At 72.1% G+C, this 13,397-nt stretch carries 15 protein-coding genes; 7 read left to right on the top strand and 8 right to left on the bottom strand.

Features of this window, described 5'->3' with window-relative positions; genetic code table 11:
• The 7 genes from ACIBW9_RS05625 to ACIBW9_RS05595 form a co-directional block, all read left to right on the top strand.
• Positions 1 to 1,292: ADP-ribosylglycohydrolase family protein (locus ACIBW9_RS05625; protein ID WP_398951473.1), on the top strand; the 1,292-nt coding region annotated here is incomplete at its 5' end.
• 8 nt (positions 1,293 to 1,300) lie between these two features.
• Positions 1,301 to 2,467, top strand: coding sequence for an ADP-ribosylglycohydrolase family protein (locus tag ACIBW9_RS05620; RefSeq protein WP_398951471.1), 1,167 nt, complete (start codon positions 1,301 to 1,303; stop codon positions 2,465 to 2,467).
• Positions 2,455 to 3,900 carry an ADP-ribosylglycohydrolase family protein gene (locus ACIBW9_RS05615; protein ID WP_398951469.1) on the top strand — a complete coding sequence of 482 codons (1,446 nt, stop codon included), beginning with the start codon at positions 2,455 to 2,457 and terminating at the stop codon, positions 3,898 to 3,900. The genes ACIBW9_RS05620 and ACIBW9_RS05615 overlap by 13 nt, the downstream gene beginning before the upstream one ends.
• Entirely contained in the window at positions 3,897 to 4,826 is a 930-nt protein-coding gene (locus ACIBW9_RS05610) for a ribokinase (protein WP_398951467.1), read from the top strand. The genes ACIBW9_RS05615 and ACIBW9_RS05610 overlap by 4 nt, the downstream gene beginning before the upstream one ends.
• A complete protein-coding gene (locus ACIBW9_RS05605) occupies positions 4,823 to 6,013 on the top strand; it encodes a CaiB/BaiF CoA transferase family protein (protein WP_398951465.1) in 1,191 nt (396 codons plus the stop codon). Before ACIBW9_RS05610 ends, ACIBW9_RS05605 begins: the two co-directional genes overlap by 4 nt.
• Entirely contained in the window at positions 6,010 to 6,162 is a 153-nt protein-coding gene (locus ACIBW9_RS05600) for a hypothetical protein (RefSeq protein WP_398951463.1), read from the top strand. The genes ACIBW9_RS05605 and ACIBW9_RS05600 overlap by 4 nt, the downstream gene beginning before the upstream one ends.
• A gap of 136 nt (positions 6,163 to 6,298) precedes the next feature.
• Positions 6,299 to 7,129, top strand: a complete 831-nt coding sequence (locus ACIBW9_RS05595) for an HpcH/HpaI aldolase/citrate lyase family protein (protein ID WP_398951461.1) — start codon at positions 6,299 to 6,301, stop codon at positions 7,127 to 7,129.
• Between the two features lie 55 nt (positions 7,130 to 7,184).
• Here the strand turns inward: ACIBW9_RS05595 and lgt are convergent, their stop codons facing one another.
• From lgt to ACIBW9_RS05555, 8 genes are all read right to left on the bottom strand, one after another.
• A complete protein-coding gene (lgt, locus tag ACIBW9_RS05590; RefSeq protein WP_398951459.1) occupies positions 7,185 to 8,189 on the bottom strand; it encodes a prolipoprotein diacylglyceryl transferase in 1,005 nt (334 codons plus the stop codon).
• A 106-nt stretch (positions 8,190 to 8,295) separates the two neighbouring features.
• Positions 8,296 to 9,063, bottom strand: coding sequence for a DsbA family protein (locus ACIBW9_RS05585; RefSeq protein ID WP_398951457.1), 768 nt, complete (start codon positions 9,061 to 9,063; stop codon positions 8,296 to 8,298).
• A 108-nt stretch (positions 9,064 to 9,171) separates the two neighbouring features.
• A complete protein-coding gene (gene trpA, locus ACIBW9_RS05580) occupies positions 9,172 to 10,008 on the bottom strand; it encodes a tryptophan synthase subunit alpha (RefSeq protein WP_398951455.1) in 837 nt (278 codons plus the stop codon).
• A complete protein-coding gene (gene trpB, locus ACIBW9_RS05575; protein WP_398951453.1) occupies positions 10,005 to 11,288 on the bottom strand; it encodes a tryptophan synthase subunit beta in 1,284 nt (427 codons plus the stop codon). The genes trpA and trpB overlap by 4 nt, the downstream gene beginning before the upstream one ends.
• Before the next feature lie 58 nt (positions 11,289 to 11,346).
• On the bottom strand, positions 11,347 to 11,550 hold the full coding sequence (trpM, locus tag ACIBW9_RS05570; protein ID WP_398952121.1) for a tryptophan biosynthesis modulator TrpM: 204 nt from the start codon (positions 11,548 to 11,550) through the stop codon (positions 11,347 to 11,349).
• A gap of 33 nt (positions 11,551 to 11,583) precedes the next feature.
• On the bottom strand, positions 11,584 to 12,393 hold the full coding sequence (gene trpC, locus ACIBW9_RS05565; RefSeq protein ID WP_344404025.1) for an indole-3-glycerol phosphate synthase TrpC: 810 nt from the start codon (positions 12,391 to 12,393) through the stop codon (positions 11,584 to 11,586).
• 155 nt (positions 12,394 to 12,548) lie between these two features.
• On the bottom strand, positions 12,549 to 12,998 hold the full coding sequence (locus tag ACIBW9_RS05560; protein WP_398951451.1) for a DUF2752 domain-containing protein: 450 nt from the start codon (positions 12,996 to 12,998) through the stop codon (positions 12,549 to 12,551).
• Positions 12,999 to 13,077: 79 nt separating this feature from the next.
• Entirely contained in the window at positions 13,078 to 13,335 is a 258-nt protein-coding gene (locus ACIBW9_RS05555; protein WP_115908705.1) for an HGxxPAAW family protein, read from the bottom strand.
• Positions 13,336 to 13,397: the final 62 nt, after the last annotated feature.

The raw sequence follows: 13,397 nt of genomic DNA, 5'->3' as shown, positions 1-13,397 counted from the left end.
CAGCCGCGCCCCCGCACCCGCAGGACCCCGCAGAGGCAGCCGCGCCCCCGCACCCGCAGGACCCCGCAGAGGCAGCCGCGCCCCCGCACCCGCAGAGCCCCGCAGAGGCAGCCTGGCCCCCGCACCCGCAGGGCACCGCAGAGGCAGCCGCGCCCCGGCACCCGCAGGGCACCGCCCGGGCCGGGAGGACCGTCGGGCTTCTGCTCGGCCTGGCTGCGGGCGACGCGGCCGGCTGGCCCGCCGCCCGCCACCGAGCCGCCCGTATGCCCGAGTGGACCCGCCGCCTCACCCGCGAGCTGGACACCTTCGCCGAGCAGAACGCCACCACCACCCTCCCCGTCCCCATCGCCCTGAACCAGCCCCCCGAACCCCTCCGCCTCGGCCCCTCCGACGACGCCGAGTGGGCGGCCTTCGCCGCGGAGGCACTCCTGCGCGCCGGCGACGACACCGCCCTCGCCGACCTCAGCCGACAACGCCGTACCAGAGCCGCCATCGACCTCACCTGGAACGCCCTCGCAAGCGAGGTGGCCGCAGCCGCGGACCGCGCGCCGGAGGTCGAGTCCGCCGTCCTCCCCCTCCGCGCCCGTATCTCCGTCCGCGCCGGCCTCGGCAACCTCGCCACCGGCCTGCGCCCGCCCGCCACCGGCCACGACAACCCCCATTACTTCGACGACGCGGCCTGCGTACGGGCCTGCGTGCTCGCCGTGGCCCACCCCGGCGCCCCCCGACTCGCCGCGGACCTCGCCGAGTTCGACGCCCGCTACACCCAGGACGGCGACGGAGTGCACGGCGCCCGGGCGATGGCGGCGGCACTCGCCCTGGCACTGTCCGGCGCGGACGTCGAGACCTGCGTCGATGCGGCCCTCACCGAACTCCCCGAGACCACGGAGATCGGCCGCAACGCCCGCCACGCCCTCAAGCTGGCCGCCGACGCCGAGACCGCCTTCACCCTGATCCCCCTCCTGGAACACCAGATCGTCGACCACGTCTACAGCTACGGCATCGCCGCGGCCGAGACGGTCCCGGTGGCCCTGGCCCTGACCGCCGCGTCGAACGGCCGTATCGCCGAAGCGGTACCGGCCGCGGCCTGCCTCTCCCGGGTCGCCGACTCGGCCCCGGCCCTGGCAGGCGCCCTCACCGGCGCGCTGGGCGGCGGCGCGTCCATCCCCGCCACCTGGCGGGAGGCCTGCCGCACCCTCTCCGGCTGCGCACTCCCCCGCCTCACCGGCACCGACCTGGTGGAACTCGCCGAACTCCTGGAAGCCGCACAACCGACCCCGCCAGGAGGATGATTCCGGCCATGAGGTCCAAAAACCCCAGAACCAGCCTCGAGGACCGGATCACCGGGGCCCTCGTGGGCGCGGCGGTGGGCGACGCCCTCGGCGGCCCCGTCGAGGGCTACTCCCCTGACCAGATCCTCGAACGCCACGGCGGCCGCGTCCACGGCATCGTCGGCCCCTGGAACGGCGAGGCCTGGCGCACGGCCCGCCCCCTCGCGCCGTACCACAAGGGCGACGGCCACGTCACCGACGACACCTTGATGACGCACGCCCTGATCCGGGTCTACGACCGGGTCCGCGACCACCTCGACGCCTACGCGATCGCCGACCACCTGGTCCCCGACCTGATGACGACCCCCCGCTGGATCCCGGAACTGGAGCAGGAAGCCCTCCCCCTGCACCGTGTCTTCCTCGCGGAGAAATGGCTGGTGGCCCGTCTCCACTACGGCCATGTCGACCCCCGCGAGGCCGGCGTCGGAAACATCGTCAACTGCGGTGCGGCGATGTACATGGCCCCGGTGGGCCTGGTGAACGCGGCCAACCCCACCGCCGCCTACGCCGAGGCGCTCGACATCGCGGGCGCCCACCAGTCCTCGTACGGCCGCGAGGCGGCAGGCGTCTTCGCTGCCGCGGTGGCCGCGGCGACCACCCCCGGGGCGACCCCGGACTCGGTCGTCACCGCGGCCCTCTCCCTCGCGAAGGACGGTACCCGCACGGCGATCGAGAAGGTCTGCGAAGAGGCGTCCCGCCACCCGGACTTCGAATCGGCCCTGATTCCGCTACGGGAGGCAGTCTCCCCCTACGACACGGTCGGCCCGGACTACCGCGACCCGTCCCTCGGGGCCCGCCGCCCGTCCCGCCTCCACTCCATCGAGGAACTCCCCGTAGCCCTCGGCATGTTGCTGGTGTCCGGCGGCGACTACCGCCACGGGGTCCTGGGCGCGGTGAACTACGGCCGGGACTGCGACTCGATCGCGACGATGACCGGCGCGCTCGCCGGAGCCCTGGGTTCCCCGGTCCCGGAGGACTGGGCGAAGCAGGTGGCGGAGGCCAGCCGCCTGGACCTGTGGCAACCGGCGACGGCTCTCACCGCCGTGACCCGCGAGATCTTCGAACGGGACGTCCACCGCCGCAGGACCCACGAGTCGGCGTTCCTCGACCTCGGAGACCCAAGATGCTCCGACTGACCTGGGTCCAGCCGGAGGACCTGATCGGCCACGAACTGCGCCAGGCGGCCCTGGACGGCCGCGAGCCGTCGGCGATCGCAGCGAGATGGAAGGCAGCGGGCGGCACGGAAGCCCCGCTGCACGCGGGCGCGTCAACGAAACCGGCATCACGCTATCTACGGCTGCTGGCAAAGGACTTGCTGGACGAACTAGCGGACCTACCAAGCAGGTTGGCGGACACCGAACCAACAGACCTGGCAAGGATCAAGTCCCTGTGCCCAGACTGGCCGACCCCCGTGATCCCCCTTGACCTGCGGGCAGTCGTGCCGCTTGGGGCGGCACGCGCAGGCGGCACCTTGCCGGCGCCAGTGAGCGCCCCCACCCCCCACAGCGCCCCTACCCAGGCCGGCCTGGAAGCCGCCTGGCTGGGCCGAGCGGTCGGCTGTCTCCTGGGCAAACCCGTAGAAAAGCTCCCCCTCGAAGCCATCCGCGCACTGGCGCAGTCCACCGGCAACTGGCCCCTGAACACCTACTTCACCGCCCACGGCGTCCCAGAAGACCTCCTCTCCCAACACCCCTGGAACCGCCGCTCGGCAACAACCTCCCTCGCCGAGAACATCGACGGCATGCCCGAGGACGACGACCTCAACTACCCCCTTCTCAACCTCCTCCTGCTGCAACGCCACGGAAGGCACTTCACCACCACCGACGCAGCCGAGCTCTGGCTCACCGAACTCCCGGCCGGCCGCACCTTCACCGCCGAACGCATCGCCTACCGCAACCTCCTCCTCGGCCTGGAACCACCCCACACGGCCCGCCACCGCAACCCCTTCCGCGAATGGATCGGCGCCCTCATCCGAGCCGACGTCCACGGCTGGACCAACCCCGGCGAGCCGGCCGCCGCAGCCGAACAGGCCCACCGCGACGCCACCCTCACCCACACCGCCAACGGCGTCTACGCGGCGATGTTCACGGCGGCCGCCATCGCGCAGGCGGTCACCGCCGCCCACGACGTCCACGCCTGTCTCCGCACGGGTCTCGCGGTGGTCCCACCCCGCTCCCGGCTGGCCCGAGCCGTCCGCCACGCCATCCGGCTCGCCGAGAAGCACGCGGACTTCGACACCGTCGTGGACGAGCTGCACGCCACCCACGCCCCCACCCACCACTGGGTCCACGCCGTCCCCAACACGGCCCTGATCGCCGCCGCCCTCACCCACGCGGACGGCGACTTCACCGGCTCCATCTGCCGTGCCGTGTCGGGCGGTTGGGACACCGACTCCAACGGCGCCACGGCAGGCAGCATCGCCGCCCTCCTCACCGGCGATCCCCTCGCCCTCCCCGACCGCTGGACCACCCCCCTCAAGAACCGACTGGCCACCTCCGTCGGCGACTTCAACGGCATCGGCTTCGACGCCCTGGCCCACCTCACCCTCCGGGAGGCATCCCGCCCATGACCCACATCGTCGTACTGGGCAGTACGAACATGGACCTCGTCACCTACGTCGAGAAGGCCCCGCAGCGCGGAGAGACCGTGGCGGGACGGGAGTCCCGTACGCTCCCCGGCGGCAAGGGCGCCAGCCAGGCGATCGCCGCGGCCCGCGCGGGCGCCGCCGTCTCGGTGATCGGCGCGGTCGGGAACGACGCCTTCGGCACCCGCCTCCGCGCCACCCTGGAGCTCCCCCACTCTGGGCTTCGCTCGAGCGGGGGGACCCCCATGGGCGTCGACACCGACCTCCTGCGTACCGTCGAGGGCCCCTCCGGCACCGCCCACCTCGTCGTCGACGACAAAGGCAACAACTCGATCGTCGTGATCCCCGGCGCCAATGGCACCGTCGACCACCTCGTCCCCGGCGACGACAGCCTCATCGCCTCCGCCGACGCCCTGCTCCTCCAACTGGAGATCCCGCTCGCGGCCGTACTGGCGGGTGCGCGGGCCGCCCGCGCCAACGGCATCCGTACGATCCTCACCCCGGCCCCCGCTCAGCCGCTGCCGCCCGAACTCCTCGCCGCAACCGACCTGTTGGTGCCCAACGAGCACGAGGCGACCGTCCTCACCGGCCGCACCGACCCCGCCGATGCGGCCACGGCCCTGCTGGAGCAGGTGCCGGAGGTGGCGGTCACCCTCGGCTCGGCGGGCAGCCTGTATGCGGCCCGCGGCGCCGAACCGCTGACCGTCCCCGCGCCGCAGGTGACCGCCGTCGACACGACGGGCGGGGGCGACACCTTCGTCGGCGCCCTCTCCGTGGCGCTGACGGAGGGGCGTCCGATGCGGTCCGCGCCGGCCTGGCCGGGCGCGGCCGCGGCACTCTCCGTCCAGCGGCCCGGAGCGTCGGCGTCGATGCCCTGCCGGCCGGAGATCGAAGCGCAGTTCGCGTCATGAACGAAGCCCCGCTGACCGGCCTGCGCGTCCTCGACCTCGCCACCCTCTTCGCCGGGCCGCTCGCCGCCACGATGCTGGGCGACTTCGGCGCGGAGGTCATCAAGGTGGAACACCCGGCGAAGCCCGATCCCTCCCGTGGCCACGGCCCGTCGAAAAACGGCGTCGGCCTCTGGTGGAAACTCCTCGGCCGCAACAAGCAGACCATCACCCTCGACCTCTCCAAACCGGGCGGCCGATCCACCCTCCTCCGCCTCGTCGCCGGCGCCGACGTCGTCATCGAGAACTTCCGGCCCGGCACGCTGGAGAAATGGGACCTGGGCTGGGCGGAGCTGTCTGCCGCCAACCCCCGTCTGATCCTCACCAGGGTCACCGCCTTCGGCCAGTTCGGCCCGTATGCGCACCGCCCCGGCTTCGGCACCCTCGCCGAGGCCATGAGCGGTTTCGCCGCCATCACCGGCGAACCGGACGCACCCCCGACGCTGCCGCCCTTCGGCCTCGCCGACTCCATCGCCGGCCTGGCCACCGCCTACGCCGTCATGACCGCGCTGTCCGCCCGTGACCGCACCGGCGAGGGCCAGGTCGTCGACATGGCGATCATCGAGCCGATCCTCACCGTCCTCGGCCCCCAGCCGACCTGGTACGACCAGCTGGGCTACGTGCAGCAGCGCACCGGCAACCGGTCCGCCAACAACGCGCCCCGGAACACCTACCGCACCGCCGACGGCACCTGGGTCGCCGTCTCGACCTCCGCGCAGTCGGTCGCGGAACGGGTGATGTACCTGGTGGGCCGCCCGGAGCTGATCGACGAGCCATGGTTCGCGACGGGCGCCGACCGCGCCCGGCACGCCGACGTCCTGGACGAGGCGGTCGGCGGCTGGATCGCCGAGCGCACCCGCGACGAGGTCCTGGCGGCCTTCGAGAAGGCCGAGGCCGCGGTGGCGCCCATCCAGGACGTACGGGACGTGATGACCGACCCGCAGTACGCGGCCCTGGACACGATCACCACCCTCCAAGACCCCGACCTGGGCCCCCTGCGCATGCAGAACGTCCTCTTCCGCCTCTCCGCCACCCCCGGCGCGATCCACTGGCCAGGCCGCCCCCACGGCGCCGACACCGAGACCGTCCTGACCGCCCTCGGCCTGACCCCGGCCGAACTCAAGACCCTGCGCGAGGACGGCGCCGTATGACACAGAACCTCCTCCACAGCCCCTCGCCCACCTCCGGCACAATCCGCCGAGCACCCCACCCCCACGGCGCCCACGCGGAGACCGCCCTGACCGCCCTCGGCCTGACCCCAGCCGAACTCAAGACCCTGCGAGAGGAGGGCGCCGTATGACACAGAACCTCCTCCACAGCCCCTCGCCCACCTCCGGCACAATCCGCCGAGCACCCCACCCCCACGGCGCCCACGCGGAGACCGCCCTCGGCCCGCCCTCACCTCAGCCAGTCACCCTCCGCGAGGAGGGTGCCGAATGACAGCGCCCCCGCTCACCTGGCTCTACGCTCCCGGCGACCGTCCGCGCGTGGTCGCGAAGGCGCTGGCCGCCGGGGCCGACGTCGTCGTCATCGACCTGGAGGACGCGGTCGCCCCGGAGCGCAAGGAGTACGCCCGGGCGGCCACCGCCGAGTTGCTGTCCGCCCCGCAGCCGGTTCCGGTGCACGTGCGGGTGAACGCCCTGGACGGGCCGCTGGCGTTCCGGGACCTGGAGGCGGTGGCCGGGCGGCCCGGCCTCTCGGGGCTGCGGCTGCCGAAGGTCACCTCTCCCGAGCAGATCATCCGCACCGCGGAACGCTCCACGCCCGGCGGCGAAGGCGCGCCCGCTCTGTACGCCCTCCTGGAATCCGCCCTGGCCGTCGAGCACGCCCACGCCATCGCCTCCGCCCACCCCGCCCTGCGCGGTATCGCCCTCGGAGAAGCGGACCTCCGGGCCGATCTGGGGGTACGCGAGGACGCCGGCCTCGACTGGTGCCGCTCCCGGATCGTCGTCGCCGCCCGGGCGGCGGGACTGCCCCCGGCGCCGCAGTCGGTCCATCCGGACATCCGCGACCTGGAGGGTCTGGCGGCCTCCTGCGCCCACGGCCGCACCCTCGGCTTCCTGGGCCGCGCGGCCATCCACCCCCGCCAGCTCCCCATCATCGAACGCGCCTACCTCCCCACGGACCGGGAGGTCGAGGAGGCCGAGACGATCGTCAAGGCGGCGATGGCCCAGCAGGGTGCCCAGGCCCTGCCGGACGGCAGGTTCATCGACGCGGCGGTGGTGGCGGCAGCCCACCGCACACTGTCACTCGCCCGCCGGAACTGAAGAGGGCGCCCGGACCTCGTGGTCCCGGCGCCCTCGTCGACGTACGGCCGATCGGTCAGCTCTTCTTGGCCGACTCGGCGCTGTCCTTCGCGCCGTCCTCCGCCTCGTCCTCGGCGGCCTCAGGTTCGGGTTCTCGGGGTTCCGCGGCGGAGCCCTCCGCGTCCGGCTTCGCGGCCGAGTCCGCCTCGTCCTTGTCGAGGGCCACAGCGGTCTCGCCGTCGGCCTCGGCCGCTTCCTCCGCGGCGCCCGGCTCGACCACTTCTTCCCTGCCGGGTCGCTTCTTCGCCGACACCACGATGTACACCACCGCGAGCAGGAACACGATCCCCGCGGTCCAGTCGTTGAGCCGCAGGCCCAGGATGTGGTGGGCGTCGTCGACACGCATGTACTCGATCCACGCCCGGCCCACACAGTACGCGGCGACATACAGCGCGAACGCCCGGCCGTGCCCCAGCTTGAAGCGGCGGTCGGCCCAGATCACGAGCAGCGCGACGCCGATGCACCACAGCGACTCGTAGAGGAACGTCGGGTGGTAGTACCCGGGCACGCGCCCGTCCGCGGAGGACGTGATGTGCAGCGCCCAGGGAACGTGGGTCTCCTTGCCGTACAGCTCCTGGTTGAACCAGTTGCCCCAGCGTCCGATGGCCTGCGCGAAGGCGATACCGGGGGCGATGGCATCGGCGTAGGCGGGCAGCGGGATGCCCCGGCGGCGGCAGCCGATCCACGCGCCGACCGCGCCGAGCGCGATCGCACCCCAGATGCCCAGGCCGCCCTGCCACACCTTGAAGGCGTCCACCCAGTCACGGCCCTGGCTGAAGTACAGCTCGTAGTCCGTGATCACGTGGTAGAGGCGACCGCCGACCAGGCCGAAGGGCACCGCCCAGACAGCGATGTCGGCCACCGTGCCGGCTCGCCCGCCCCGGGCGATCCAGCGCCTGTTGCCGAGCCAGACCGCGACGAAGACGCCGATGATGATGCAGAACGCGTAGCCGCGCAGCGGGATGGGGCCGAGGTGCAGCACCCCGCGCGACGGGCTCGGAATGTAGGCAAGTTCTTCCATGGCAGGGTCGACGCTACCCTGCCGGGCCGCGCCGACGGCAAGCAGCCCGGCTACGGGTCCATAACGGGCGGACGTGAAACTCTTACCCCCAGGACCTGGGCCTGCCCTACTTCGCCGCCAGCACCATCTGCTTCAGCTTCGCCGGCGTCAGCGTCTGGTCCTGGTAGATGTTCTTGCCGTCGAGCAGCACGGTCGGGGTCCCGCTGAAACGGCCCGCCTTGAACGCGGCGTTCGACTTGTCGACCCAGCTGTCGTGCTTGCCGTCGTTCACGCATGTGCGGAAGGCCGCCGTGTCCAGGCCGTCCACCTTGCGCGCCAGGTCGATCAGCTTGGCGTTGTTCGCGAAGGTGTCGACGGTCTCCTTGGGCTGGTTCTCGTAGAGCACGTCGTGGTAGTCGCGGAACTTTCCGGCGTTCTGCGCGCAGGCGGCGGCGTTGCCCGCGCGCAGCGAGCCGGTGCCGCCGAGATTGCCGTCGATCAGCCGGACCAGGTGGTATTCGATTCTGAGCTTGCCGGAGTCGGTCAGCTCATGGAGCGTCGGGCGGTACACCGTCTCGAAGGCCTGGCAGGCCGGGCAGCGGAAGTCCTCCCAGATGGTGAGCGTCCGCTTGGCGCCCTCCTTGCCCACGGCGATCGCGAGGCCGTCCTTGCCCTGCGCCCCGGAAGGCGCCACGACCGGGCCCGAGCTCTTTTCCTTGTCCTTGCCCGCGTTGGCGGCGACCACCCCGATCACCGCCGCGAGGCCGAGGACGCAGACCACGCTCGCGCCCACGATCAGCGTCCGCCGTCGCTTCTCCGCGGCCTTCTGCTTCTCACGCTCGACCGCCAGCCGCTCCCGGGCGGTGCGCTTTCCGTCACGGTTCTTCTCGCTCACACCCCCAGAACGAAGCCGGGGAGGCGCAATGCGCCTCCCCGGCCCCAGATCCACTCGTTCGGAGGACCCGTATGAGATGAGCGGACCCACATGAGATGAACTGCCCGGCTACGCCTGTCCGCGCACGCCCTTCGCGAGCTCACCGGCGAGTGCGCGGACGGCCTCGACCCCGGCCGCGTCGTCCGGCGCGTCCAGCATCCGCTTGACGAAGGCCGAGCCGACGATCACGCCGTCGGCGAAGCCGGCCACCTCGGCGGCCTGCTCCGCGTTGGAGACCCCGAGCCCGACGCAGACGGGCAGGTCGGAGCCGGTGGCGCGGGTGCGCTCCACCAGGTCCTGAGCCTGCGCGCCCACCGACTCACGGGTGCCGGTGACGCCCATCAGCGAGGCCGCGTACACGAACCCGCTGCCCGCCGCGGTGATCTGCGCGAGCCGCGCGTCCTTGCTGCTGGGCGCGACCACGAAGACCGTGGCGAGCCCGTGCTTCTCGGCGTGCTCCCGCCACAGGGCCGACTCCTGCACCGGCAGGTCGGGCAGGATGCAGCCCGCGCCGCCGGCCTCGGCGAGCTCGGCGGTGAAGCGCTCGACGCCGTAGCGGTCGATCGGGTTCCAGTACGTCATCACGAGCACCGGCTTCCCGGTGGCCGTGTGCGCCTCGCGGACCGTGCGCATGACGTCGGCGATCTTGACTCCGCCGCGCAGGGCGATGTCGTCCGCGGTCTGGATGACGGGGCCGTCGAGGACGGGGTCGCTGTGCGGCAGCCCGACCTCGACGACGTCCGCACCGCCGTCGAAGACGGCCTTGATCGCCTCGATGCCGCCGTCCACGGTCGGGAACCCGGCCGGGAGGTAGGCGATGAGTGCGGCGCGCCCCTCCGCCTTCGCGGCGGCGAGGGTGTCCGTCAACAGCTGGCCCTTTTCACTGTTCAGTGCAGCGCCGCTCACTTGGCGTCCCCCTCGATCTCCGCGACGTCGGCTTCGTTGGCGGCGACCTCGGCGTCGGTGTCGTACAGGCCGAAGTACCGGGCGGCCGTGTCCATGTCCTTGTCACCGCGGCCGGACAGGTTGACGACGATCAGGCCGTCCTTGCCCAGCTCCCTGCCGACCTCCAGGGCGCCGGCCAGCGCATGTGCGCTCTCGATGGCCGGGATGATCCCCTCGGTGCGCGACAGCAGGCGCAGGGCCTGCATCGCCGCGTCGTCGGTGACCGCGCGGTACTCGCCGCGGCCGCTGTCCTTGAGGTAGGAGTGCTCGGGGCCGATGCCGGGGTAGTCCAGACCGGCCGAGATCGAGTACGGCTCGGTGATCTGGCCCTCCTCGTCCTGCAGGACGTAGGAGCGGGAGCCGTGCAGGATGCCGGGCTCGCCCGCGGTCAGGGTCGCCGCGTGCTCGCCGGTCTCCACGCCGTGGCCCGCGGGCTCGCAGCCGATGAGGCGTACGGACGCGTCCGGGATGAAGGCGTGGAAGAGGCCGATGGCGTTGGAGCCGCCGCCGACACAGGCGATGGCCGCGTCGGGCAGTCGTCCGGCCTGCTCGAGGAGCTGGCGGCGGGCCTCGACGCCGATCACGCGGTGGAAGTCGCGGACCATGGCCGGGAAGGGGTGCGGGCCTGCGACCGTACCGAACAGGTAGTGGGTGTGGTCGACGTTGGCGACCCAGTCACGGAAGGCCTCGTTGATGGCGTCCTTGAGCGTACGGCTGCCGGACTTCACCGCGACGACCTCGGCACCGAGCATGCGCATCCGGGCCACGTTCAGGGCCTGACGCTTGGTGTCGATCTCGCCCATGTAGATCGTGCACTCGAGGCCGAACAGCGCGCAGGCCGTCGCCGTGGCGACGCCGTGCTGGCCGGCGCCGGTCTCGGCGATGACGCGGGTCTTGCCCATGCGCTTGGTGAGCAGGGCCTGGCCCAGCACGTTGTTGATCTTGTGGGACCCGGTGTGGTTGAGGTCCTCGCGCTTGAGGAACACCCGGGCGCCGCCCGCTTCCGCGGCGAAACGGGAGACCTCGGTGAGGGAGCTGGGGCGGCCGGTGTAGTGGACCAGCAGGTCGTCGAGCTCGCGGGCGAACTCGGGGTCGTGCTTGGCCTTGTCGTACTCGACGGCCACCTCGTCCACGGCGGCGACGAGGGCCTCCGGGATGAACTTGCCGCCGAATGCGCCGAAGTAGCCTTCGGGGGTGGGGACTTGACCCTCCGGGTCGGGGATGAAGAAGTCGCTGGGCATGCGGAAACCTCACGGTGAGTGTTGGGAATGACACTGCTCGCCGTGGGGCGGGGGGTGGTCAGTCGACTGCGGGCCCGTTGGGGCTGATCGCGCAGTTCCCCGCGCCCCTGAAGGGGCGCTGCCATCGCCGCCCGTTTACCTGCCCGGGTTCGTCTCCGATGACGTACCTGACCCTCCGGCCGTGCACGCGGCGTGCCGGGGCGCGGCAGCCGCGAGGGCGGCAGCCGCGCGCGAGGCGGGCGTACCGGTCCACGGTCGTCATGGTGAGAGTCATCGGCGCCACTCTACCGGGTGATCAGCTGCGGCCGTGTCGCAGTGCCGGATGCTCCCCCGCCGCCACCAGGTCCGAGACCGCCGACTTCGGGTCCTTGCCGGTGACCAGGGACTCGCCTACCAGGACCGCGTCGGCGCCGGCGTTGGCGTAGGCGATGAGGTCGTGGGGGCCGCGGACGCCGGACTCGGCGATCTTTACGATGCCGTCGGGGATCTCGGGGGCGACGCGCTCGAAGGTGCCGCGGTCGACCTCGAGGGTCTTGAGGTTGCGGGCGTTGATGCCGATGACCTTGGCGCCGGCGTCCACCGCGCGCTCGACCTCGTCCTCGTCGTGGACCTCGACGAGCGGGGTGAGGCCGATGGAGACGGCACGCTCGATGAGGGATTCGAGGGCGGGCTGGTCCAGGGCCGCGACGATCAGCAGGGCGAGGTCGGCGCCGTACGCGCGGGCCTCCCACAGCTGGTACGAGGTGACGATGAAGTCCTTGCGCAGGACCGGGATGTCCACGCGGGCCCGGACCGCCTCCAGGTCGGCCAGCGAGCCGCCGAAGCGGCGCTGCTCGGTCAGGACGGAGATGACGGCGGCGCCGCCCGCCTCGTAGTCCGCGGCGAGGCCCGCCGGGTCGGCGATCGCGGCCAGGGCGCCCTTGGACGGGCTGGAGCGCTTGACCTCGCAGATGACCTTCACACCGTCGCCGCGCAGGGCGGCCAGGCCGTCCTTGGCCGCGGGAGCCTTCGCCGCGCGCTCCTTGAGCTCGTCGAGGCTGACGCGCGCCTGCCGCTCCGCGAGGTCGGCACGGACTCCGTCGATGATCTCGTCGAGCACACTCACGCGAGCGGCCCCCTTCCTGACGGTTGACTGTTCAAGCTGTGGAACCAAGCTGACCCCTGGGAAAAACAGATGGTCACTGCGATGGTATCCGCAGGGAGGGGTAGGCCTCACATCCGGTTGACGCCGGTCCCAATACCTGGACATTCACCCATCGATCAAGGATGTAGCCAGCCACCGAACGGCAGGTTCCGGACAACCGTGAAGACCAGCGACAACGTCCCCAGCACCCACAGCTGCCGGCTCCCGAGCGCGAGACGGAACGGCCGTCCGCGCACCGCGCGCACCACCCATACGGTCCACAGCACGGCGAAGCCCAGATAGCCGACGACGGCGAGGGCGTTGTCCTGGAGCGCCGCGAGGAAGTCCCCGTGGATGAAGGAGTGCGCGCTGCGCAGGCCACCGCAGCCGGGGCAGTAGAGGCCGGTGAGCCGGTAGAGGGGGCAGACGGGGTAGTGGCCGGGCTGGTACGGGTCGACCGTCCCCACGTACGCGAAGGCGCCGGCGACGGCCGCCAGCACCCCGGCGGGGACGGCGAGCCGCGCCGCCGCCGTGGATGCGGTGGCGGACGGTGTCGCGGATCGGCTCTCGGCGTTCACGTCTCGCATTGTCCCCCCGGTCGGGCGCCACGCACGCGTGAGGGGCGATCCGGTGCCGGATCGCCCCTCAACGGCAGTCGTGTGTGCGTCAGCTCTTGGCGCTGACGGCCGCCTGGCTCTGCTCGAGCGCGTCCTGGAACGTCTGGTGCGCGTCCTTCGGCTGGCCCATGCCCATCGCGCTCATGATCCAGCCGACGATGCCGCCGACGACCACGATCGCCATGCCGACCCAGAAGCCCACGGGCTGAGCCATCACCATGAAGGCACCCGAGACGCAGAAACCGATGAAGGCGATCGTGACACCGGTCCAGGCGGCCGGGGTGTGACCGTGGCTGCTGCCCGCCATGACTTGCTCCTCGCTGATGTTTACGTGTCTGAGCCGGACGCTCAACGGACATTGTCCCGCAC

Origin of the sequence: Streptomyces sp. NPDC049541 (assembly GCF_044465725.1) — a bacterium.
Classification (GTDB): Bacteria; Actinomycetota; Actinomycetes; order Streptomycetales; family Streptomycetaceae; genus Streptomyces.
Note: the sequence above shows the minus strand (reverse complement) of the source record. Positions and strands in the feature narration are given on the sequence as shown.